This is a genomic window from Kitasatospora sp. NBC_00039 (assembly GCF_045160625.1).
Lineage (GTDB): Bacteria > Actinomycetota > Actinomycetes > Streptomycetales > Streptomycetaceae > Kitasatospora.
In genome coordinates this window covers 607,854-629,900 of record NZ_CP108290.1, presented here as the reverse complement: position 1 = coordinate 629,900, position 22,047 = coordinate 607,854, and the positions used below count along the sequence as shown (strand labels likewise).

Sequence of the window (22,047 nt, the reverse complement as noted above, 5' to 3'; positions counted from 1 at the left end):
ATCATGGCGCGGATCGGGGGCGGGTCGCGCTGGTGCCGGCCACCGGACCGAACCGGGGGAAAACCCCCGGGTGGCGGCCCCGAGGTGGGCGAGGACGGATTCGAACCGTCACAGCCGAAGCGGGGGGTGACAGACCCTTGGGCTCTTTCCGTTGCCCGCCATCCCGTGGCGGATAGGCCGGGCCCGGGTGCGCCAGCCCTTCGGGCCGCGCCCGGTGACGGCCGTGTGCTCGTCTCCGTCAGCGGGTCGAGAGCGTGGCATCGAGTGCGGCCGCGAAGGCGGTGGCGGCGGTCCGGCCGCCGAAGTGGTGGATCACGTGCTCGCGGACGTACTCCTGCTGGGCTCGGCTGAAGGCCGCACAGGCGTCGTGGATGACGTACACGGTGTAGCCGCGGTCGTGCGCGCGGGAGAGCGCGGCGATCTTCTCGGCGTGGCCCGCGTACTCGGGAAGGTCCACGGCCCGCCCGTCCGGCTCCTCCGACGGCACGGCGGCGGCGAGCTGCTCCAGCTCACGCTGGACCACTGCGGCGAACAGCTGCCGCTTGCCGCCGAAGTAGGCCCTGTCAGCACTCGCGCCCTGGAGGGATCCCTGCCCCGGCGCCCCCGTAGGGTCGTCCGGTCGTCGTCGGCCGGACAGAACCGAGCCGCCCGGCCGGTCTCCCGGCCGGGCTCCCGGCCGGGCCAGCCCGCTGTCTCGCCGGCACGGTCACCGCGCCCACCGGGGATCCTGCTCCGCTTGTGCTCGCCGGTACGGCGTCCGCCGGCCGAAGGCTCAGAAGCCTCCGGGGGACGAGCCGGCGGCCTGCCGGTAGTTGTCGATGTCCGGCGAGTACGGTCGTCCGCTCGGCTGCCTGCCGATCCCGACGACGGAGCCCAGTATCGACAGCAGCGTCCCGATGATCTTCTTCATCCGTTCCCCCCTCAGCTCTGGCATCCGGACAGGTCCGGTGTGCCTCCTCCCGGCAGCCTAGGCCCACCCAGGGCACCGGCGCACCGGGTCTGAGGATCTCTTGAGCCCGGCAAGCAGGTGGCCTTCCGCTGTCGCCGATCTCCGACGCCGGCCGCGATGCTCCCGCTCCTGGACCCTTGTGGCGACGCGGTCTTGAACCGGCGGCAGGAGCCGCCGCCGTCGCCGGGCCTCCGCCGGCTCACGGCCGGAAAGGACGTGGGAGGGCGGCCGGCCCGTCACCCGGCCGAGGAGACCTGTGCCGGGCCGCGGGCGCGCGGTCAGAACCAGTGCAGGCAGTGCGGGGAGCGCTCGGCGCGGAAGAGGGCGTCAGCGAGGGTGGCCGCGCCCGGGCTGTGGGCCCGGATGTGGCCGGCACGCACGAGCGTGCTCGGGGCGGTGCCACCGAGATAGACCGAGCCCAGGTCGCTCACGTCCATGGACAGGTCGGGCTCGCGATCCGTCGGGACGCAGTCGGCCCTGCCGTCCCGGACGGTCAGCAGGTAACGGCCGTGCTCGCCGAGGAACGGGTCGGCGACGTCGAGGACGAGCTCGCCGTCCATGGACCAGCCACGGGCGGTCAGGGCACGCGGGACGTCGAGCAGCCGCACCCAGAGCCAGTCGGTGTCGCCGCTCACCTCGCCGGCGCGGAAGTCCGCGAACTGCCAGCGCAGCGGGTGCCCGGGCGGGACGTGCTTGAAGACGACCCGAGCGACCAGGTCGTGCCCGAGTACGAACCGGGCCAGGGCCGTGAAGACGGCGTCGTCCGCGGCGATGGTCTCGTCGACCGTCAAGGTCTCGGGCTCGCCGATCGAGTAGCTGGCGTAACCGTCCGGAACGCCGTCGGCGTTCCGGTGAACGGCGACGTAGCGCGGCGCCGGCGAGATCGGGGGCTGCCCCGCGCGCAAGGCCCACCAGCGGTGCGGGCGGGACAGCGCGCCGGGCTGGGCGCGGCGGTACCGGTCGTAGACCTCCTCCAGAACCTCGCCGCACTCGGCACGACGCAGCACCTCGACCGAGCCGGTCGCCGGTACCTCCGCGACTCCGCGCGCCCGGGGAACGGCGAGGGCGGCCCCGCGGCGCGGCACCGCCAGCCGCGCCGTGTAGGTCGCCGGTCCGTAGCCGAACCTGCCGTAGATCGGGGCCTCCGAGGCCAGCAGCACGGAGAGGAACTCCCCGCGGGCCCGCAACTCGGCGAGCTGATGCCGCATCATCGCGCTGAGCACGCCCTGGCGCCGGTGCGAGGGCAGGACGCCGACGGCGGTCACCCCGGCGGCCGGGACGAGGGCCCGGCCGGGCAGGGTGAGCTCGAAGGAGTACGCGGCGGCGGTGCCGACGGGCCGCCCGTCCGCCGTCAGGGCGAGCAGGCAGCGGTCCGCTTCGAGCGCCGACCACCAGAGCCCGCCGCCCTCGACCGGGGTTTCCGGGAAGCGCCCGAACGCGGCATGGACCGTGCCGACGAAGACGTCGAAGTCCTCATCTGTCGTGGAACGAATCTCCATTGCCACCGCTGCCTCCTCGAAACACCGGCACCACGACGCGTGGTGTCCGGATCACAGTGCAGCGTTGACCCGTGGCCACGGCAAGCGAATTACGGCCGGGCCCGCGGCGGAACCGCCGCCGGTCACGGCCGGCGGGACGTGGCCCGGGGCCGGCGGCCGCCGCCCTCCGGAGGCGGCGGCTCACCGCGGCAGCGGGGCAGGAGGCCGGTCGGCGCGCCGGCACGGCACAGGGCGGGACGGGGCTACCGGCCCACCGCCTCCGGTGACCGGCCCCGGCCCCGGCCCGCACCCGCGCCGTGGGCGGCCAGGCACCGGGCCGGTAGCCCCCCACGGGATGGGACGGGGTGATCAGCCGCCGCTCTTGCGGCGGAAGTTGCGCTTGCCGCCGACCGCGCCGTGAGCGCCGTGGATCTTCGAGTCACCGCTCGGACCGCCGGCCGTGCCATCGGTCTTGGCACCGTGCTTGCGCTCCAGCGCGGCGAGGAACCGGGCCTTGACGTCGTCCCCGGCGCCGGACGCGGCGGCCTCGACGGCCTCCGTGCTCTCGGTGCTCTCGGGGTTCTCCGATGATGCTGCGTCGCTGCTCATGCAGGACCTCCTGGAAGTGTGGTGCCGATTGACGGCTACACGGACACCATGTCATGCCCGAGGGCCCCACCCACCGCCGGGACCGGCCCCGCACACCCGGCGCGCCCCGACCCCGGTCTCCTCTCCCCCGTGCGGCCGGACCTCTCCGGTCCGCGTACCGGTTCCCCGCCGCGGGGCACCACTCGCCCCCACCACCGGTTCGCGCGCCGCTGGGAGCGACCACGGCGCCGGCTGAGAAGGGGCAGCCCGGTCGAGGTTCGTGCTTCCGCGGGTCGGGCGGTTACGGCCCTCGCGCCTGACCTCCGGCCGGTCAGGGCCGGTCACCGACCCGCAGGTGGGTCGCGAGCCGGCGCCGGCCGCCGGTCAGGGCCTCGGCGAGGACCGCGAGCGTGGTCAGCGCGGCGAGCGCCGCCGCCGGGAGGAGGAGCTGCCCGGCCGCTGGGCGCAGGCCGACCGGGGCCGGGACTCCGACCAGCGTGGACAGGTCGAAGGCCGGCCCGAGCAGGGCGACGGCGGCCAGCGCCGCGAGGGCGCCGCCGGCCGCAGCCGTGAGGGTCAGCGGCAGCGTCTCGGCGAGGATGAGCGCGAGGCCCTGGCGCGACCGCAGGCCCATGGTGCGCAGCCGGGCAAGCAGGGCGGCCCGGTCGGGGGCGGCGCGCAGCAGGGTGAGCAGGACGGCGAGCAGGGCGAGCGCCCCGGCGGCCGTGACCGCGTGGCGGAAGAGGCGGCCGGCGGCGTGCTGGAGGGGGTCGTTGGCGAGGTCGGCGGTGACGGCGGCGCTGGTGCGCGTCACGTAGCCGCTGCGCAGGGCGTCGGGGTCGTTGCCGACCAGGGCCGCGGAGGCGGTCGGCCCGGGTGGCGGGGGCGGGGCGTCGAGGTCGGCGAGGACGGACGGCGACAGTTTGCCGACCAGGTGGGCGAGGCCCGGTTCGTCGACGCGGCCGACGGCGAACCAGTCGGTGGCCCGGTCGAGTTCCGGCAGCACGGCGGTGGCCGCCGGGGTCGGCAGGACGATGAAGGGCCGGGTGGCGCCGGGCAGTGCGGGGGTGGCGTCGACCGTGCCGGCGCGGACGGCGAGGACCTCGCCGCCGCTGGGCAGGCGCAGCCGGTGGCCGCCGGGGCCGAGGTGGCGCGCGAGGCCGGCGCTGAACAGGGCGGGGACGGCGGGCGCTCCGGCGACCGGACCGGCCGGGGCGGCGAGTACGGCCGGGTCGAAGGTGCCCACGCCGACGGTGCGCGCGATCCGCGCGTACGCCTGTGGTTCGGCGACGACCAGGGTGACCTGGGTGGCGTGGGGGTCGACGCCGGCACCGACCCCCGGGACGCCTTCGAGCAGGAACGCCTCGCTCTCCAGTCGGACGGGGGTGGCGGCCGTCACCCCCTGCAGGGCGGCGGCGGCCGGGCCGAAGTCGGGTGGCAGGGTGCGGCCGGTGGGCGCCGCGACGGAGGCGTCCGCGCCGACGGCGAGCCGGGCGGCCCGCTGCCGGGCCAGGCCGACGCCGTCCAGCACGGACGCGCCGAAACCGGCGGTGGTGACGGCGAGCACCAGGGCGAGCAGGGGAAGTGTGGAGGGGCGGCGGCCGTCGCTGCCCCGGGCGGCGCGGGCCAGGCCGAGGAAGCCCACCACCCCGGGGCTGCGCACGGCGGTGCGGGCCAGCGCGCCGGCGAGGGCGGGCAGCAGTCGCGCCAGCACCAGCGCCGTGGCGAGGGCGACCAACAGGGGCGCCGCGACGAGCAGCAGGTCGGGCCCGTCGGCGGGCGGTGCGGCGCCGCGGCGCCGGACGCCGGCCACGGCGGCGGTGGTGAGGGCGAGGACGGCGAGCTCGGCGATCAGCCGTCCACGTCGCGCGGCCTTGCCGGGGTGGCTGTGCTTCGGTGGCAGGGCGGCGCGGAGGGGGACGGCGAGCAGCGCGAGCAGGGTGGTGACCAGCGCGGCCGCGACGGCCGCCGTCCAGCGCGGGGTGGGCAGCAGCCACAGCGCCAGCGCGGTGGCCGCCACGGCGGCGGGGAACACCGTCGCCGCGCCCTCGCCGCAGAGGCGCAGCAGGACGCCGGGGCCGGAGCCGCCCCGGGCACGGAGCAGCCGCAGTTCGGCGCCACGTCGTTCGGTGGTGAGGGCGGTGGCCAGGGCGAGGACGACGGCCGCGATTCCGGCGACGGCCGCCGGTCCGACCAGGGCCAGCGGTGCGACGGCGGCCTGCCGGGCCACGGCCCGGTCGAGGTGACCGGGCAGCCGGGACGTGGTCGACAGGTCCGGGCGTCCGGTCGCGGCGATCAGCTGGGTGGCCGTCGGCCCGGTCAGATAGGCGGCGACGTCGTGCCGGACCTCGGCCAGCCGGTCGGCGCGCAGGGCGTCGGTGTCGACGGGCAGCCGCCAGAAGTCGCGCGCCTGGTGGCCCCAGGCGGCGAGGGCGCGCAGGTGGTCGCCGCCGACGACCCCGGCGGTGTGCCAGTGCCGGACCGTCGGGTCGGTGAGGAGACGCTCCAGGCAGGCCCGGCCGGTGCAGGCGAGGTCGCTCCAGTACGGATCGGCCGAGTCGGTGACGGTGTAGAGGCCGACCACCCGGGCCTGCTCCGCCGGTCCGGAGCCGTCCCCGAGGACGTCGCCGAGTCGGATGCCGATGGTCTCGGCGGCGGCGCGGCTGACCGCGATGGGGATCGGGCCGTCGGGGGTGGCGCCGCTCGGCCAGCTCCCGGCGACCAGGGTGGTGTGCTCGGCGAAGCCGTCCAGGTAGAGCAGGTCCAGGGTGGGCAGGGAGCGGCCGTCCGGGCGGTCCAGCCCCGGGTTGGTGAGCCCACGACGCTCGACGGCCCGGGCGCCGAACACCGGCCCGGAGGACGCCACGGAGAAGCCCGCCCCGGTATGGGCGAGGAGCTCGGCGGTCACGGCCTCCAGGTCCGCGGCGCTCTCCTCGCGGTCGCGCGGGGGCGCGGAAGTGGCCAGCAGGCTGGTCTCCAGGGTGCCGCGGTCGTGGAGGAAGTCGCGCAGGGCGGCATCCGTGCCTCGGTCCAGGGCCCTCGGGAAGGCCGCGGCCAGGAACACGAGGGCGAGAGCGAGGACGGCGGTGAGCAGCGCGGCCCAGGGTGCCGTCCGCAGCCTGGTGCGTACCCACGGGGCAGGCCGGTGGGCGCCGGTGACCGCGGTACGGGACGCACCGGCGGGCCGGGTACGGCGGCGGGCGGGGCTGGTCACACGGTCCTCCGTCGGACGGGACGACGGCACCGACGCTCCGTCACCGGATAGCGGACGATGGTGTCAGAGCTGTGCCGGCAACGGAAGGAGCCTGTGCAAAGCACGTACCGAGAGGGCAGACCGGCACGGACGGACGGGCACCCGGAGGGTCTTCCCGGGGCGAGCGCACCGGCGGGCGGCACCGGGACGTGGAGGGAGACCGACTGCTGCCGGAGGCGGCTTCCCGCTCGCACGAGGACGGGAGCGGCGACGGTGTTGTAGCGGACGGTACGCATGGCTACGCTGCCACGCATGAAGCAGCTGAATGTGCGTTTGGACGACACCGTTCACGAGGCCCTCGAGCAGCGGGCGGAGGCGGCCGGGATGAGCCTGCCGGACTACGCACGCAGGGTGCTGGCCGAGGAGGCCGACGAGCGGCGTGAACGCTTCCTGACCGCCGCCGCGCACTTCTCCCAGGCCTGGGCGCCGGCGTTCGAGGCCGAGTTCGGCCCCTACCCCCAGGGCGCCCCCCGGCCCGGAACGGCGGACGCGGCGTGATCCTGCACGTCGACCGGGCCTGGCTGCTGGACATCGCCCACCAGTTCCTGCCGGCCGATCCGGACGTCACCGACTACGGCACCCTCGCCGCCGCGGTGGCCCGCCACGTCGACGAGGTCATGGACGTACCGGTGTACGGGGGCGTGCACCAGCGGGCGGCCGCGCTCATGCACCAGCTCATCCGCGTGCCGGCGCTGGACTTCGCCAACGAGCACTTCGCGGCCGTCGTCGCCGCCTCCTACCTCAGTGCCTCCGGCGTGATCGTCACCGCCGAGCCCAAGCAGGCCGTCGAGCTCGCCGCCCGCATCCGCGACGGGAAGGCGGACGTACGCGAAACCGCCAGCGCCGTCCGCACCTGGTACCGCTAGGGCTCGCCGGCGCGCGGCCAGGGCCTCGCGCCGGCGGGGGCAGCCGTGGGCGGCTGGGCCGGGCGGGTGGGGTCGGGGGTGTCCCGGTGTGGTGGCAGGGGGTGATGGCGGGTGGTGGCGGGAGGCTGGTGTGCCGGAGGCCGACCAGGAGGGTGGGAGGGCGTGTGAGCGGGCGCAGCCGTCGAGGTGCCGATGGCCCCGTGACCGCGGGCGGGGGGCGGGCGGCGGGCGACGCCGGTGTGCTGGGGACGGCGCTGGCCGTGGTGCTGGCGTTCTCGCTCGCGCAGGGTTCGTGGCAGTGGTTCTCCACCTATCTCGGTGTGACGCTTCTCGTGGTGGTCGTCTCCTTCGGCCGTGCGCCGGCGCCGACGCCGGGTCGAGGGGCTGCCTACGCGTGGAGTCTGGTGGCGTACTCGCTGGTCGTGGGTCTGTGCGTGGCACTCGCACTGGCACCGGCGTTGCAGCGCTGGGACTGGCTGTTCCCCGTGCCGGGCGCCCGGCACGGGTGCGTGGCGTCCGGCCGCTACGAAAGTCTTCAGGCACAGGCCGCTCTGGGGCAGTTGGCCGGCCGTGACGGTGACGCGCTGGCGTACGCGCAGCGGGAGCAGAGCCGCCAGGCCGTCGACGAGTGCCTGGCGGCGACGACGACGCGGTGGCTGCCGGTGTACGCGTTGGGGGCGGCCCTGCTGGTGGGCGCGGGTTCGTGGTCGTGGGCGCGGGCCCGGGCGCGTGGGACTGCGCAGAGGCCCGTCTGAGCCGGTCCCGGGCGGACGCTCCGGCAGAACGGAGACGGCCGCTCCCGGCCGCCGGACCCGGGCGGCGGGCGGGCGGGTTGCCGTCGCCCGCCGGAGGGCGGACATTCGTGGTGGTGCTGTCGGCGGATTCCCCTCCTCGGGAGATCGCTCGCCGGCAGGGTGTCCGGACGGCGTGGAGGCGGGTGCGGCAATGGGCAGGGTGGAGGAGTCGATCGACGTGGACGTGCCGGTCCGCGTCGTCTACGACCAGTGGACGACCTTCGAGCACTTCCCGGAGTTCATGGAGGGCGTGGAGGAGGTCAGGCAACTGGACGACCTGCACGCCCACTGGAGGACGAAGATCGCCGGGCTGTCCCGTGAGTTCGAGACCGAGATCATCGAACGGGTCCCCGACGAGCGCGTGTCCTGGCACACCACCGGCGAGAACGTGAAGCACACCGGCATGGTCTCCCTGCAGCCGATCGATGCGACCCACACGCGCGTCAGGATGACCATGGACTTCCAGCCCACCGGCTTCGCGGAGAAGGCCGCCGACAAGCTGGGTGTGCTCGACCGTCAGGTGAGGGGCGACCTGCGTCGCTTCAAGCACTTCATCGAGGAGCGCGGCTCCGGGCCCGACACCGCGGGCGACTCCCCCTCCTGATCGACGCCTCGTCACATGCCCGGGCTCTCCTTGCCCGGGCTCCGGCCGGGTCCGGGGACGAGAGACGCCGGGGGCGAGAGAGGGGTACCACGCGGGAATCGGGCCGTACCCGGGCGCGCCGGCGGCGGCCATATTTCGGTGGGGACCGAACGGTGGAGGCCGTAGGTTCTCCGGCATGGATCTTTCAACGACGGGCGTGGCCCCGGCGGACGGCAAGGCGCTCGCGGCAGCTTCGACGACGGTGGTGCTGTGGGCGTCCGCGTTCGTGGCGATCCGCAGTGCGGGCGACCACTTCGGGCCCGGGGCGCTCGCGCTCGGCCGACTGCTGGTGGGGGCGGTGGCGCTGGTCGGCCTGCTCGTGTACCGCCGGGAGGGTCTGCCCCCGCGGTCGGCCTGGCCGGGAGTGGTCACCTCGGGGGTGCTCTGGTTCGGCCTGTACATGGTCGCGTTGAACTGGGGCGAGAAGCAGGTCGACGCGGGCACGGCGGCGATGCTGGTCGGCATCGGACCGGTTCTGATCGCCCTGCTCGGCGGCTGGCTGCTGCGTGAGGGGCTCCCGCCCAAGCTGCTCGCCGGGATGGCGGTCTCGCTCGCGGGGGCGGTCGTGGTGGGCTTCTCCATGTCGGGCGGGGGCGGCAGTTCGGTGCTGGGCATCGCGCTCTGCCTGCTCGCGGCCGTGGCCTACGCGGCGGGTGTGGTGAGCCAGAAGCCGGCACTGCGGCACGCCTCCGCACTCCAGGTGACCACCTTCGGCTGCCTGATCGGCGCGGCAGCCTGCCTCCCGTTCGCTCCGGAGCTGGTGTCGGACCTTGCGGCCGCACCCCTGTCCGCGACGCTCGACGTGGTGTACCTGGGCCTGTTTCCGACCGCGCTGGCGTTCACCACCTGGGCCTACGCGATCTCCCGGACCACGGCGGCGCGCATGGGTGCGATCACCTACTCGGTGCCGGCCCTGGTCGTGCTGATGGCGTGGCTGCTGCTCGGCGAGGCACCCGCGATGCTGACCCTGGCCGGTGGCGCCCTCTGCCTGGCCGGCGTCGCCGTCTCCCGCCGCGGCTGAACGTAGAGCACGGTGGCGGGCACCGCTGCGGGCGGCGTCGGCCCGCCGGAGTCACCCTGCGTGACCGCCGACCCGGAATCGGGTGGCCAAATCTGTGTCCCAGGTCTCACGCGCCTCCGTCTGGTTCGTTCGCGTCCCTCTGTGGTGGGATGTGGCGTCACGAGATGATGACCGCTGACGGGGGTGCGGGTTGAGGAGTGGACGGCTGCTGGGGGCCGGGCTGGACGCGGACGCGGTCCGGCTCTCCGCCGTGGGTCTGGTTCGTCTGGCTGCGGACGAATGGCTGGGCGAGGCGGCAGGGGCGCCGGCATGGGTGTGGCAGATGCGGGCGGCCTCGTTCGCGGACACGTGGCTGGCCTTTGCCGAACCGGCCGTGCCGGGACTGCGGGTGCCGGCCGGAGCGGTGATGCGGTCGGTCGTGTCCCGGGCCGCGGAGCTGGTGCTCCAGGCCCGGGAGGAGGACGCTCCGGCCGCGCTGGAGTGGCTGGGCCGGCGGTCGGCCGAGGCCCGCGACCAGGCGCGGCGGGCGGGTGCCGCCCACCCGGCCGAGCCTGCCGCGCTCGCCCTCGTCTGGCACGGCATCCAGGCGATCACCATCGACGGCGATCACACCGCCGCGGGCCGGGAGTCCCACGACAGGCGCATCGCCGAACGGTGCGAGGCGTACGTCCGCGAGCGGCACCACCGCCAGGACACCCTCGCGCTCCTGCTGTCCTGTGCCCGGACGGCCGCGAACGCGCTGGTCGAGGTGAGTGACGGCGACCCGGATCGGGCCGACCGGTGGCTCGAAGAACAGGCCGCCCGGTGCATGCCACCCGGTGGCCCCGTACCGCTCTGGGTACCGGGCCGGCCCGGACAGCCCACGGGGTGATCCGCCCGCCCGGCGAACAGCACAGCCGGCGCCCTTCGATGCCGCGCCGCCCCGGCCTGCTCGTCAAGCCGGGCCGCGCGTCACGGCATCGACCGGACGGCCCCGGGCGCCTCAGCCCAGCCCCGGCAGGCGCCGCAGCTCGCCGATCCTCAGGAGTCGTGCGAGCAGGACGAACAGGGTGAGCATCGCGAGGCCGCCCGCGGCGAGGCCCAGCACGGGGGCCCAGGTGGCCGACGTGACGGTGGCGGAGCAGCCGCGGGCCACGGACCAGCCCAGTGCTCCGGCGGCGAGGGCGGAGGCGGTCAGCTTGCCGTAGGTACGGCACAGCCTCCTGCCGTCCAGCCGGCCTCCGAGGCGGCGTCGCAGCAGCAGGGCGGTGACGAGCAGACCGATCGCGTAGGAGGCGGCGTAGGCGCCCGCCAGGCCGGTGACCGACCAGCGCGGGGGCATCAGCAGATGGCAGGCGGTCGCCAGGGCGATGTCGGCCGCACTGATCCACACGGCCATCCAGAACGGGGTCCGGGTGTCCTCGAAGGCGTAGAAGCCGCGGAGCAGCAGGTACTGGGCGGAGAAGGGGATCAGACCGAGTCCGAAGGCCTGCAGCATGTGGCCCAGGGGCACGACGGACGCGGGATCGGCGTGCCCGTGCGCGAAGATCACCTGTGCCGCCTCCGGTCCGAGGACAACGAAGAAGAAGGCGGCGGGAACGATGACGACGCCGCTGATCCGCAGGGCCTGCGAGAGGTCGTCGCGCATGTCGTCCAGGCGGTGTTCGGCGACGGCCCGGCTCATGCGCGGCAAGAGGGCGGTGACCAGCGAGACGGTGATGACCGACTGCGGCAGCGACCAGATGGTCTGCGCGTAGGTGTACGCGGAGAAGCCGACGCCGGCCTTGGGCAGTGTCGTGTCCGCGGCGGAGGCGTAGCGGGTCACCACCGTGCTCGCCACGAGGTTGGCGAGGACGAACAGCAGGGTCCAGCGGGCCGCGCCGATACTCTTGCCCAGGCCCGTGCCGCGCCAGTCGAAGCGCGGGCGGAAGCGGAAGCCGGCGGCCCTGACGAACGGGACCAGGGCGAGCGCCTGGACCGCCAGGGCCACCGTGGTGCCCGCGCCGAGCAGGGTGACCTGGGCCGGAGTGATGTCCTGGACCGAGCCCGGGCCGGTCATCATGGCGAGGTAGACGCCGAACATGGCGATCAGGACGACGTTGTTGAGGACCGGGGTCCACATCATCGCGCCGAACTTGTTCCGGGCGTTGAGCACTTGGCCGAGGATGCTGAACAGCCCGTAGAAGAAGATCTGCGGGAGCAGGAACCGCGCGAAGACCACCGTCAGCCGGAACGCCTCGTGGTTGGCCGGTGTGTCGCGTTGGTAGAGGCCGATGATCTGCGGCGCCGCCCACACGGCCAGCAGTGTGCCCACTCCCAGCACGGACATCGTGAGGGTGACCAGGCGCTGCTCGAAGGCGCGTCCGCCGTCCGGGTGTTCGGTCCTCGCCCTGACCAACTGCGGTACCAGTACCGAGTTCAGGGCGCCGCCGATGAGCAGGAAGTACAGGCTCGCCGGTACGACGTTGGCCTGGTTGTAGGTCGTGGCCAGCAGCCCAGCCCCGAGTGCCCCGGCCTGCAGGACCGTTCTGAGGAGCCCCGTGGCCCGGGACGCCATCGTCCCCGCGGCCATCACCAGGGACGAGCGCATCAGCCCGCCCTTGGCCGCCCCCGGCTTCGGGGCCGCGTGCCGCCCCTGCTTCCGCTTCCCCCATGACCGCCTTGTCGCCGCGGCCTGCGTCCCCTCCGACATGACCCCAACCTACGTCGTGGAGATCATCGCCGTGCGAGCCGGTCCGGGTTCTCCGGTCGGACCAGGGACGGGCCCCGGCGTCGGCCCGGCGTCGGCCGTGATCCAGGTCACGGCGTCGGACGGGAGGACATTACTTGACATAGTCAATTATCGAGCCTTACCGTCGAATCTGTTACTTGAGGACATCAACCATCAAGTACGTCAAAACTTCTTGTCCAGGAACACCGGGAGCACCACCATGAAGGCCATCACCTACCAGCGCTACGGCAGCCCCGACGTCCTGGAGTACGGCGACGTCCCCGAGCCCAAGCTGGGCGCCGACGCCGTCCTGGTCCGGGTCCGGGCCGCCGCGGTGAACCCGGTCGACTGGAAGATCCAGGCCGGCTACCTGGACAGCGTGCTCGACGCCGTCTTCCCCGTCATCCCCGGCTGGGACGTCGCCGGCGTGGTCGAGCAGGTCGGCGTGGGCGTCACCGAGTACGCGCCCGGGGACGAGGTCATCGGCTACGTCCGCGAGGACATGGTCGGCCGTGGCACCTTCGCCGAGTACGTCGCCGCCCCCGTGCGCACCCTGGCCCACAAGCCCGCCGCCCTCGACTTCGAGCAGGCCGCCGGCCTCCCCCTGGCCGGCCTCACCGCCTACCAGGCCCTGACCGGCGCCCTCGAGATCAAGCCCGGTGAGACCGTGCTGGTGCACGCCGCGGCCGGTGGCGTCGGCTCGCTGGCCGTCCAGATCGCCCGCGCCCTCGGCGCCCGGGTGATCGGCACCGCCAGTGAGCGCAACCACGACTACCTGCGGACGCTCGGCGCTGAGCCCGTCAGCTACGGCGAGGGCCTCGCCGGCCGCGTCCGGGCGCTGGCCCCGGAGGGCGTGGACGCCGTACTCGACCTGATCGGCGGCGAGGCGCTGCAGGCCTCCCCCGCCCTGCTGGCCCCCGGCGGGCGGCTGGCGTCCATCGCCGACGGCGCCGTCCTGGCCGCCGGCGGGCGCTACGTCTTCGTCCGTCCAGACCACGCCGACCTGACCGCGCTCGCGGAGCTCGCCGACAGCGGGGTGCTGACCGTCGAGGTCGCCGCGACCTTCCCGCTGGAACGCGCCGCCGACGCCCAGCGCCTGAACGCCGACGGGCACACCCGCGGAAAGATCATCGTCACCGTCCCCTGACCCGACCGGCCGTGGGGGGGCCGCCCCCCACGGCTCCCTGTTCAGCGACGCCGGGCCACAGCACGACCGCCCCACCCGGTCCGACCCGCCCGGACCACCCGAGGCGCCGGCCCCCGGCGCCGCCGCCCGAAGGAGAGTGTTCACCGCCGACGACCAGGCAACTCCAGTCCCGCTGGCGGGCGATGCGCTGCTCGAACCATTCCTGGGCGACCTACCGCACGGCGCCTCGGGCAAGCCGGGATCGGCACCCGGACTGTCGCGCGCCACAGCGCACGACCGAACCAGTTCCGGCGCGTCGGCGGCCGAAGCCCTACGGGGGTTCATCCGAGGCGTTCGCCCTGTCACTGGACCCTCTTCTCGTGGGTGGCGAGCAGGACTCGGCCGAACGGGCGGTCCTCGATCAGGTGGCGTTGCGCCTCAGCGGCTTGTTCCAAGGGGAATATGCGGGCGATGGCGGGGTCAAGCCGTCCGTCGCGCAGCCACTCCAGCAATGTCTTCCTCGCGGCCCGAGCGACGTCGCGCGGGATCATCGTGAAGGTGTAACCGTAGGCCTTCGCGTTCTTCCAGATCAGATCAGTGATGTTCACCGTTCCTTCGGTGCCGCCGGAGTATCCGACACCGACATAGCTGCCGCCGTGGGCGAGGCTCGCGATCGCGGGGCCGAGAAGTGGGCCGGCGACACCGTCAACCACCACGTCCACACCCCTGCCTTCGGTGAGGCGCGCCACGCCCTCGGGTAGCGACTCGCGGGAAAGGTCGATGACGTGCCGGTAGCCCGCGGCGCGTGCCTGCACGGCCTTGTCGGTACGGCTCGCGGTGGATATCACCAGAGAAGCACCGAGTTCGCGTGCCACTTGCGCGGTGCCCATGCCGACGGAGCCGCCGACGCCAGGTGCCAGAACCGTGTGTCCTGGTGCGAAGTCGATCAGCTGGGTCAGCACGAGGTAGGCGGCGCTGAATCCGGCACCGGCGAAGAGCGCGCAGGCCGCCTCGTCACCGACCCCGTCGGGGATCGGCATCAGTTGGGCGGCGTCGGCGGTCAGTTGCTCACGCCACGTTCCGTCGACGAGCCAGCCCAGCCCGCCGCCTGCGACCACGACCCGGGTGCCCTCCGCCAGACCGGTTCCGCCTGGATCGACGACTGTGCCGACGGCACCACCACCGGGCACCAGCGGCGGCGACTTGTGCAGAGAGGCGGCCATCCGGCCGGCTCTGATGGTGTTGTCGGCGGGGCTCACCTCGGCATGACTGAGCTCGATCAGCGCTCGGCCATCCTTGGCCTGCTCCGCAGGTCGATCGACAAGTCGCAGTTCCTCGTAGCCGCCGTAGCGCCGGAACTCAATGGCCCGCATGACGTCACCCTTCCCCCCGAATCGCAATTCCTGTGACAACTGATTGCCATGACAACTGGCTTCGCGCGTCGCCGAGCTACGCGATCGGAAGGGTCAGGCGGATCGTCCGGCCAGGGTGTCTCGCAGCACGCCCGCGATCGAGACGCGGGCCAGCTCCCGCCGCACCGCCTGCTCCGCATCGCCGTAGACGCGACGCAGCGCGGGCTGGATACCGGCTCCGACCGGGCAGGACTGATTCGGCTCTCCGCGGTGCATACCGAAAACCGCGTCGCCCTGCACTGCCTCGTACACCTCAAGCAGGGTGATCGACTCCGCCGCACGGGCCAGGCGCCAGCCGGCCCCGGCGCCGTGGCGGACCGTGACCAAGCCCGCGTCACGCAGGTCGGCAAGGCTGCGCCGAATGACGACCGCATTGGTGCTGACGCTCGTGGCGATCTGGTCCGAGGTGACCATCTCTCGGCCCATGTCGTGCACGAAGGCCATCCAGGCCAGCACGTGTACGGCGATCGTCATCCTGCTGTTGGCGCTCATGCCTCACCCCTCTTGCTGTAACAGTAGCAGTTACAGCAAGTCGCGGACATCTCGTCAAGTACGAACGGGCCCGGGCCGGCGACGAGCGCGCAGGCCCCGGTGAGGCCGGCCTCGGTCCCCGGCCGCCGCACCTCATCCACCGTCACCCCACACCGCCCCCCTTCCTCGACACAGGAGCACCGGTGCCAACTCCCGTTCCCCCGCGCCGAGTCACGCTCCCCGCCGGGCCGTCGTCCGGCCCCGCCGACCTCACCCGCGAGGGCCCGCCGCGGCGCTGACCGCCCCCGGGCGACCCCGCCCCCATGACTCCCGTACGGGCCCGCCGTCCTTACCCGCTTCCGCGGCGTGCCCGTACGGGGCCAGGTCCGGCCGAACCTTCCACACGGCCGGCCCCGCCCCCGGGCTGCGGACCGCCCGCCTCCCGCTCGTCAAGAAGGTCCTGCGGATGTTCGCGCCCGGCGGCGCCACGATCGGCGACACGACCCGGGAGGCCCGAGGATGTCGGACAGCGCAACGGCGTCCCCGGCCTCCGCCGCCGGGACCCGACGCTCTACCGCGACCTGGTCGAGGCCGAGTTGCGCCACCACGACGCCGGTGGCTGGTCCGTCAAGACCGACGAGCCGTGGTACCCGGTCCCCTCCGACGGCTGCCGCCTGCGTGACCAGGGCTGGAAGCCGCACCTGTCCGCCACCCCGCTGTCGGCGCCCACCGTCCTCGCCCGCGCCGCCCGGGTGCTCGCCGCCGAACCGGCCGCGTTCAAGTGCCGCGCGGAGCCGCACGGGACACTCGTCGTCTGCGGCTGACAGCGCTCTTTCCAGCACCCCGACATCGCCGAGATCGTCCGCCGGTTGCAGGACGAAGGAGAGACGGTCGTCCCGGAGGACTTCGCGCAGCTCTCGCCGTACCTGACCGAGCACACCCGCCGCGTCGGTGAATCCTCCACCCACGAGCTCGCCGACCAACCCGACGCCTACGACCCGCAGCTGGACCCCGACTTCACCCTGGTCCGCGGCGACGGCCCGCCGACCGACGGATTCGGCCAGGCCGCGTGAGCCGACCGAGGGCCGGATGCCTGAGCCGGCCGGACGAGTGTCTGCGACTACGAAGCCTCGGCACCGCGTCCGAGGGCTGATCCCGGGTACCGGGGCGAGGTCACAGCATTCGGTCGACCAGCCCGTCGACGTAGTCCGGGGTGAGCTCCATGCCGAACAAGACGCGGATATACATCGGGGCCAGGATGTGGTCCAGCACGCCGAATGCGTCGGGTGCGTGCTCGCCGCGGTCGCGGGCGCGATCGAGCATGGACTGCAGTTGTCGCATGCGTTCGGCGCGGAGGTCGTCACCGGCCTTCAGGCCCTGCTGACCGTTGCTCGACAGGGCGACGGCCAGGCGCACCACCGCCAGACCGTCGGGTCCGGTGATCTCGCGGGCCACGTTGGCCGCGTAAGTGCGCAGGTCGCCGGCCAGGCTCCCGGTGTCGGGCATCGGCGACTGCACATTGAGGCGGTTGAGCGCCACGTCGGTGAGCAGGGTTTCCAGGCTGCCCCACCGGCGGTAGATGCTGCTGTCGGCCACGCCCGCGCGGGCTGCGACCTCGCCGACGGTGAAGTTGCCGTAGCCGCGCTCACTGATCAAGTCGGTGACGGCCTGGTGCACCTCCGCGCCGACGCGGGCGCTGCGCCCGCCGGGCCGCCGGGCTCGCTGTCGCTCGTTCATGCCCCCACCTTAACGCAGTCATGGCTTGCGTTTGTGAGGCACCCCCCCTTACAGTCGCCTAACGCAGTCGCCGACTGCTTTAGAGCGCTCAGGCGCATCGCCACCCGCGTCGACCACGGCCGGGCGCAACCAGCGATCGAGAGGAATCCCCCATGGCTACATCGCCTGCAGCCGTAGGCAGTCGACCAAACCGGGCCGCGCTGCTCACGGTGACCTGCCTAGGGCAGTTCATGGTCCTGCTCGACAACACGATTGTCGGAGCGGCGCTGCCCGATATGCAGCACCGGCTGCACACTCAGCTGACCGGTCTGCAATGGATCGTCGACGCGTACGTACTGCTGGTCGCCATGCTGCTGCTGTCCGGCGGTGTCTTCGCCGACCGGTTCGGCCGCAAGCGGGTGTACCTGACCGGCGTGGCGGCGTTCACCGCCGCGTCGGTGCTGTGCAGCCTCGCGCCCTCGCTCGGCTGGCTGGTCGCCGGCCGGGTGCTGCAGGGCATCGGGGCCGCGGCGCTCAGCCCCGCCTCGCTCGCCCTGCTCGCCGCCGCCCATCCCGCGCCGCAAGAACGAATCAAGGCGATCGGACTGTGGGCCGGATTCAGCGGAATCGGTCTGGCCGCAGGCCCCGTGGCCGGCGGAGTGCTGACGGACGCCTTCGGCTGGCCTGCCATCTTCCTGGTCAATCTCCCCATCGGAGTGGTCCTTCTGCTGGTCGGCCTGCGCAGCCTCGAAGAGACCCGGAATCCGAGCGCCCCCGCGATCGATGTCCCGGGGACGGTGCTGTCCGTTCTGGGGGTGGGGGCACTGACCTACGGGCTGATCGAGGGCGGTGCCCGCGGCTGGACGTCGCCCGTGATCCTGGGCAGCTTCACCGCCGCGGTGATCCTCCTCGCCGCCTTCGTCGCCGTCGAAGCGCGTCGCTCCGCACCGATGCTGCCGCTGAGGCTGTTCCGGCAGCGCCTGTTCACCACGTCCAACACCGCCATGGTCGTGGTGGGGTTCGCGCTCATGGGCTCGTCGTTCTTCTTCTCCCAGTTCTTCGTGTACGTCCAGGGCAGCTCGATCCTGCGCGCCGGCCTGCAGACCCTGCCGGTATCGCTCGCCATGGTGATCGTCAGCCCGTACGCGGGTCGGCTCGCCGCCCGGTACGGCTTCCGAATCGTGGTTACCACCGGCCTGGCCCTGGCCGGCCTGGGACTGCAGGCGCTCGGCATGGTGCACGCCGACACCGGCTACGGGAGCGTGTGGTGGCGGCTGGGGCTCGCCGGCATCGGCTTCGCCCTGGCCCTGTCCCCACTGACGGGAGCCGCCATCCAAGCAGTCAGCCCACAGGAAGGCGGCCTCGCATCAGGCATCAGCAGCACCACCCGGCAGATCGGCGCGGTGCTCGGCGTGGCGGTACTCGGAGCCATCGTCCGCACCCGGCAATCCGGCGGCGCCTCCTTCGAGACCGGCCTCAACAGCGCCTTCCTCGCTGCCGGCACCGTAACTTTGGCCACCGCCGTGTTCACCGGCCTGTGGCTGGCGAGGTCCAGGCCCGCGGAAGGCTCCCCGGCGCCGCAACGTTCCACCGATCCAGATGCGGTCACCACCTTGAACGGGGCATCCGCGAACAGCCCGAACTAGACCAAGATCATCTCATGGCCCGTCTCTGCCGTACCCGGGTCACACTCCCAGGAGAGGGGAACCGCTTCCACGATGCAGCCCGTTCCCGCTGACCCCACCGTGCTCCACCCGATGCCCGAGCACCCGCGCGTGGTTCTGCTCAAGCAGCTGGTGAAGTCGCCGCTGATCGAGGTCGGTGACTTCACCTACTACGACGATCCGGACGACCCGACGGCGTTCGAGACGCGCAACGTCCTGTACCACTACGGTCCCGAGCGGCTTGTCATCGGCAATTACTGTGCGCTGGGGACTGGCACCCGGTTCATCATGAACGGCGCCAACCACCGCATGGACGGTCCTTCCACCTTTCCGTTCCCCACCATGGGGGGCTCCTGGGCGGAGCACTTCGACCTGATTACCGACCTGCCCGGCCGGGGCGACACGGTCGTCGGCAACGACGTGTGGTTCGGCCACGGCGCCACGGTCATGCCCGGTGTGCGCATCGGGCACGGCGCGATCATCGCCGCCGGCGCCGTGGTCACCGGCGACGTCCCCGACTACGGCGTCGTCGGCGGCAACCCCGCCCGGCTCATCCGCACCCGCTACGACGCTGCGGACATCGCCCGGCTCCTCGCCGTGGCGTGGTGGGACTGGCCCGTGCAGCACATCACCAGGCATGTACGGACGATCATGTCGGGGACCGTCACCGGCCTGGAGGAGGCCGCCGCGCAGATCGACCAGCCCTGACACCGCGTCCTCGCCACGCCGCCCACACCCGTCCCGCGCCAGGAACGTGTGACCGCCCACGTCGCCCGGGCCTGCCGTGCGGCCGCGGCGCCGCGGCGCCGCGGCGGGCACCACGGCCGCACGGCAGGGCCGGGCTCGGCCGTCACGTCTCCGCCGTCTCCCGGGCCTGTTCCGCCGCCGGGGCAGGGCTCCCGGGTGCGGCCGGCTCCGCGAGGGTGCGGAACAGCAGCCAGCTCAGGGCGGGCATCAGGACCAGCGGCGCCAGGGCGGTCTGCAGGGACGTCGCGGCGGCGAGCCGTCCGATCAGCGGACCGGCCAGACCGCCGATGCCGACGCCCAGGCCCAGGGTGACGCCGCCGGCCGTGCCGACACGGGAGGGCAGGTAGTCCTGGGCCAGCGTGACCTGCAACGAGAACGGGACGTACAGGGCGGCCGAGGTCAGCGCCACGAAGAGGTAGACGGCCGGGCCGGCGGCCAGGACGAGGCCGGCCACGGTGACGACGGCGGCGGCGTAGGACCAGCGCGCCACGGTGACCCGGTCCCGGCGCTCGGCCAGCCTGCCGCCCAGGACGGTTCCGGCCGCGCCGCCGAGGTAGAGCACGAACAACGCGCCGGCGCCCGCGGCCATGCTCCCTCCCGCCCGCTCCCGTGCGTAGAACGCGATGAAGGTGGACGGCCCGGTGAAGACCACCGACCGACAGACCACCGCCACCGCCAGCCTCACGAACGATGCCGTGTCCCCCGCGCCCGCGGGCGCCACGGCGGCGCCGGACGCACCCCGCGTCGTCTGCTGCCACTGCGCCCCGCGCAGGAACACCAGGCACAGCACGGCGCCGGCAACGGCGGGCACGACGAGCAGCGGTGAGCGCCCCAGGCCTCCCGCCCCGACGACGGCGGCCACCAGAACCGGCGCGAGAGCGAATCCGACGTTGCCGCCCAGCGAGAACCAGCCCATCGCGGAATGGCTGCCCCGCCCGGCCAGACGCGCGACGCGGGCCGACTCGGGATGGTAGGCCGCGATACCGACCCGAGACGGCCACGGCGGCGATCGTCGCGGCGTACGAGCCGCCGAGCCCGCACGACGCGATGCCCAGACCGCCGACGACCGTGCTCACCGGCAGCAGCCAGGGCAGCACGTACCTGTCGGTGAGCGCTCCGAACAGCGGCTGCGCCACCGCGGACACCACCGAGGCGGCGAGCACGATGCCCGAGGCCGCGGCGTAGCTGTGGGCGCGTTCGACGACGAAGAACCGCGGTGGCCCACCGGTGCGGGTGCTACTCGGCGAGCGCCTTCACGATGTCTTCCGCCGGACGTTCGGCCACACCCCCGGGTACGCACCAACGCCGGTGACCCACCCGGCCAACGCACGGCGACGGGCACACCGTCCGGCAGGATTGGCTCGAATTGATCGGAGGTTAAATCTGGTTCGACCATGCTCGACCAATCGTGCGCGTTATGCTCCGGTTCAGGATCCTGTGGGACCGTACGCGCATGGAAGATCGGACGCGTCGCCTGGCGGGCCGGCGGTGAATGGCCCGGGCCCGGAGTGATCGGCGGCGGGCCGGGGCGCGGCGCATCGGCGGATCCGGCGGGGGTCGGCACAACGCTGTGGCGACAAGATCAATAAACCGGCTGGAGGAAATCAGCGATTAATCCTCCCACTCCCTCCGGGGACTGGTTCGAATGATTACGGGTGCACTCGGGACGGTCTTCGTCTCCCCGCTCCCCCGATTCGGACCTGCGCCGATAAAGCCGTGCGAGAACTCGGGGAGGGCTCCCGCCGGCCTACTGCGACAGATTGTCAGTTTGCCCGTGCTATAGCCCGCCTTGACAACTCGACCGCATGTTCGGTATTTATTGTTGGACATTTCCGTAAAGCGGAGGGGGGTAGGGGGGGCCTGGCATTAAAGTCCACGTCTTCGATGCTCAGGCGGTCCCCCGATGCCACATGAGCTTTCCCAAGCCAGCCATCACCCCGACGAAGTTCACCGACCGGGTTGTCGGCTCTCTCCAGTCGATCGAGCACACCCTGCCGACGGTGACCATCACCCGAGGCGGCCACATCTACAACTGCGCCGAGAGCGACCAGAGTCTCTACCTCGTGAAATCCGGGCAGGTCAAAACCGTGATCGTGACCTCGACCGGGAAGCGATGTCTGCTCGACCTCTACATCGCCGGAGACATCTTCGGTGAGCTCTGCATGACGCAGCTCGGCCGCATCGAGACGGCGGTCGCCATGGCGGACACCGAGCTGACCAGAATTCCCTACAGCAAATTCTTCAAGATTCTCGCCGGCAGCGGCCTCCTCGAAGAATTTGCCGAGCACCTGGCCGGGCGGCTCTCGGAACGTCAGCGGGTCATTGTCGACCTGGTCACCCTGGAAAGCGAATTACGGCTCGCCGCCAGGCTCCTCCAGCTCTCCCACCGTTTCGGGCAGAGCCACCAGCGCGGACTCAAGATCGCCGCGAGGCTCACCCAGGAAGAACTCGCCGAAATGGTCGGGACCACCCGGTCGAGGGTGGGATATTTCCTGAAGAGATTCCGCGAGGCCGGGCTCCTCGAGTCCAGCCGCGGCTGGATCACCATCCGCAACGAGGCCAACCTCGCCGAGTACATCGAAGCGCGCCTCGGCCTCAGCGACGCGTCCGTCTAGGCGCCCCGGAAAACG

Annotated in this window: 21 protein-coding genes and 1 pseudogene; 12 read left to right on the top strand and 10 right to left on the bottom strand. The window is 72.9% G+C overall.

Annotated features, from left to right (window positions below; translation table 11 throughout):
• Positions 1-238 precede the first annotated feature (238 nt).
• The 5 genes from OG286_RS38905 to OG286_RS38885 form a co-directional block, all read right to left on the bottom strand.
• Positions 239-523: a hypothetical protein gene (locus tag OG286_RS38905; protein WP_331742097.1), complete on the bottom strand. Its 285-nt coding sequence runs from the start codon at positions 521-523 to the stop codon at positions 239-241.
• A gap of 249 nt (positions 524-772) precedes the next feature.
• The gene (locus tag OG286_RS38900; protein ID WP_331742094.1) at positions 773-910 is read right to left on the bottom strand and encodes a hypothetical protein; all 138 of its coding nucleotides are present in this window, start codon (positions 908-910) and stop codon (positions 773-775) included.
• A gap of 317 nt (positions 911-1,227) precedes the next feature.
• Positions 1,228-2,448 carry a GNAT family N-acetyltransferase gene (locus OG286_RS38895; protein WP_331742092.1) on the bottom strand — a complete coding sequence of 407 codons (1,221 nt, stop codon included), beginning with the start codon at positions 2,446-2,448 and terminating at the stop codon, positions 1,228-1,230.
• 348 nt (positions 2,449-2,796) lie between these two features.
• Positions 2,797-3,036 (bottom strand): DUF5302 domain-containing protein, encoded by a 240-nt coding sequence (locus tag OG286_RS38890; protein WP_331742090.1) that lies wholly within the window; start codon positions 3,034-3,036, stop codon positions 2,797-2,799.
• Between the two features lie 310 nt (positions 3,037-3,346).
• Positions 3,347-6,229, bottom strand: coding sequence for a hypothetical protein (locus OG286_RS38885; protein WP_331742088.1), 2,883 nt, complete (start codon positions 6,227-6,229; stop codon positions 3,347-3,349).
• 291 nt (positions 6,230-6,520) lie between these two features.
• Between OG286_RS38885 and OG286_RS38880 the strand changes: the two genes are divergently transcribed.
• The 6 genes from OG286_RS38880 (at position 6,521) to OG286_RS38855 (ending at position 10,463) form a co-directional block, all read left to right on the top strand.
• On the top strand, positions 6,521-6,766 hold the full coding sequence (locus OG286_RS38880; protein WP_396322117.1) for a plasmid mobilization protein: 246 nt from the start codon (positions 6,521-6,523) through the stop codon (positions 6,764-6,766).
• Positions 6,763-7,134 carry a fic family toxin-antitoxin system, toxin component gene (locus tag OG286_RS38875; RefSeq protein WP_331742085.1) on the top strand — a complete coding sequence of 124 codons (372 nt, stop codon included), beginning with the start codon at positions 6,763-6,765 and terminating at the stop codon, positions 7,132-7,134. The genes OG286_RS38880 and OG286_RS38875 overlap by 4 nt, the downstream gene beginning before the upstream one ends.
• Positions 7,135-7,334: 200 nt before the next feature.
• The gene (locus tag OG286_RS38870; RefSeq protein WP_331742083.1) at positions 7,335-7,889 is read left to right on the top strand and encodes a hypothetical protein; all 555 of its coding nucleotides are present in this window, start codon (positions 7,335-7,337) and stop codon (positions 7,887-7,889) included.
• Positions 7,890-8,079: 190 nt separating this feature from the next.
• Positions 8,080-8,532 (top strand): SRPBCC family protein, encoded by a 453-nt coding sequence (locus OG286_RS38865; protein ID WP_331742081.1) that lies wholly within the window; start codon positions 8,080-8,082, stop codon positions 8,530-8,532.
• A 175-nt stretch (positions 8,533-8,707) separates the two neighbouring features.
• Positions 8,708-9,592 (top strand): DMT family transporter, encoded by an 885-nt coding sequence (locus OG286_RS38860; protein ID WP_331742079.1) that lies wholly within the window; start codon positions 8,708-8,710, stop codon positions 9,590-9,592.
• Positions 9,593-9,782: 190 nt separating this feature from the next.
• Positions 9,783-10,463: a hypothetical protein gene (locus OG286_RS38855; RefSeq protein WP_331742077.1), complete on the top strand. Its 681-nt coding sequence runs from the start codon at positions 9,783-9,785 to the stop codon at positions 10,461-10,463.
• A gap of 111 nt (positions 10,464-10,574) precedes the next feature.
• On the opposite strand, the gene murJ is transcribed toward OG286_RS38855, so the two are convergent.
• Complete coding sequence (gene murJ / locus OG286_RS38850) at positions 10,575-12,263, bottom strand: murein biosynthesis integral membrane protein MurJ (protein WP_331742075.1); 1,689 nt, start codon at positions 12,261-12,263, stop codon at positions 10,575-10,577.
• Positions 12,264-12,501: 238 nt separating this feature from the next.
• Between murJ and OG286_RS38845 the strand changes: the two genes are divergently transcribed.
• Positions 12,502-13,428 carry an NADP-dependent oxidoreductase gene (locus tag OG286_RS38845; RefSeq protein WP_331742073.1) on the top strand — a complete coding sequence of 309 codons (927 nt, stop codon included), beginning with the start codon at positions 12,502-12,504 and terminating at the stop codon, positions 13,426-13,428.
• A gap of 341 nt (positions 13,429-13,769) precedes the next feature.
• Here OG286_RS38845 and OG286_RS38840 read toward each other — a convergent pair whose 3' ends face one another.
• Both OG286_RS38840 and OG286_RS38835 read right to left on the bottom strand, forming a co-directional pair.
• Positions 13,770-14,780, bottom strand: coding sequence for a zinc-binding alcohol dehydrogenase family protein (locus OG286_RS38840; RefSeq protein WP_331742072.1), 1,011 nt, complete (start codon positions 14,778-14,780; stop codon positions 13,770-13,772).
• A 93-nt stretch (positions 14,781-14,873) separates the two neighbouring features.
• Complete coding sequence (locus OG286_RS38835; RefSeq protein ID WP_331742070.1) at positions 14,874-15,311, bottom strand: Rrf2 family transcriptional regulator; 438 nt, start codon at positions 15,309-15,311, stop codon at positions 14,874-14,876.
• 575 nt (positions 15,312-15,886) lie between these two features.
• Here OG286_RS38835 and OG286_RS38830 point away from each other — a divergent pair.
• Complete coding sequence (locus OG286_RS38830) at positions 15,887-16,114, top strand: hypothetical protein (protein WP_331742068.1); 228 nt, start codon at positions 15,887-15,889, stop codon at positions 16,112-16,114.
• A gap of 45 nt (positions 16,115-16,159) precedes the next feature.
• Positions 16,160-16,363, top strand: coding sequence for a hypothetical protein (locus tag OG286_RS38825; RefSeq protein WP_331742066.1), 204 nt, complete (start codon positions 16,160-16,162; stop codon positions 16,361-16,363).
• A gap of 100 nt (positions 16,364-16,463) precedes the next feature.
• Here OG286_RS38825 and OG286_RS38820 read toward each other — a convergent pair whose 3' ends face one another.
• On the bottom strand, positions 16,464-17,027 hold the full coding sequence (locus tag OG286_RS38820) for a TetR/AcrR family transcriptional regulator (protein WP_331742064.1): 564 nt from the start codon (positions 17,025-17,027) through the stop codon (positions 16,464-16,466).
• Positions 17,028-17,179: 152 nt separating this feature from the next.
• Between OG286_RS38820 and OG286_RS38815 the strand changes: the two genes are divergently transcribed.
• Both OG286_RS38815 and OG286_RS38810 read left to right on the top strand, forming a co-directional pair.
• The gene (locus OG286_RS38815; RefSeq protein WP_331742062.1) at positions 17,180-18,652 is read left to right on the top strand and encodes an MFS transporter; all 1,473 of its coding nucleotides are present in this window, start codon (positions 17,180-17,182) and stop codon (positions 18,650-18,652) included.
• Between the two features lie 72 nt (positions 18,653-18,724).
• Entirely contained in the window at positions 18,725-19,378 is a 654-nt protein-coding gene (locus OG286_RS38810) for a CatB-related O-acetyltransferase (protein WP_331742060.1), read from the top strand.
• Positions 19,379-19,520: 142 nt separating this feature from the next.
• On the opposite strand, the pseudogene OG286_RS38805 reads toward OG286_RS38810, so the two are convergent.
• Positions 19,521-20,628 (bottom strand): annotated as a pseudogene (locus OG286_RS38805) (MFS transporter); the annotation flags it as partial.
• Between the two features lie 699 nt (positions 20,629-21,327).
• On the opposite strand from OG286_RS38805, the gene OG286_RS38800 reads away from it, so the two are divergent.
• Positions 21,328-22,032 (top strand): Crp/Fnr family transcriptional regulator, encoded by a 705-nt coding sequence (locus OG286_RS38800; RefSeq protein WP_331742058.1) that lies wholly within the window; start codon positions 21,328-21,330, stop codon positions 22,030-22,032.
• The last annotated feature ends 15 nt before the right edge of the window (positions 22,033-22,047 follow it).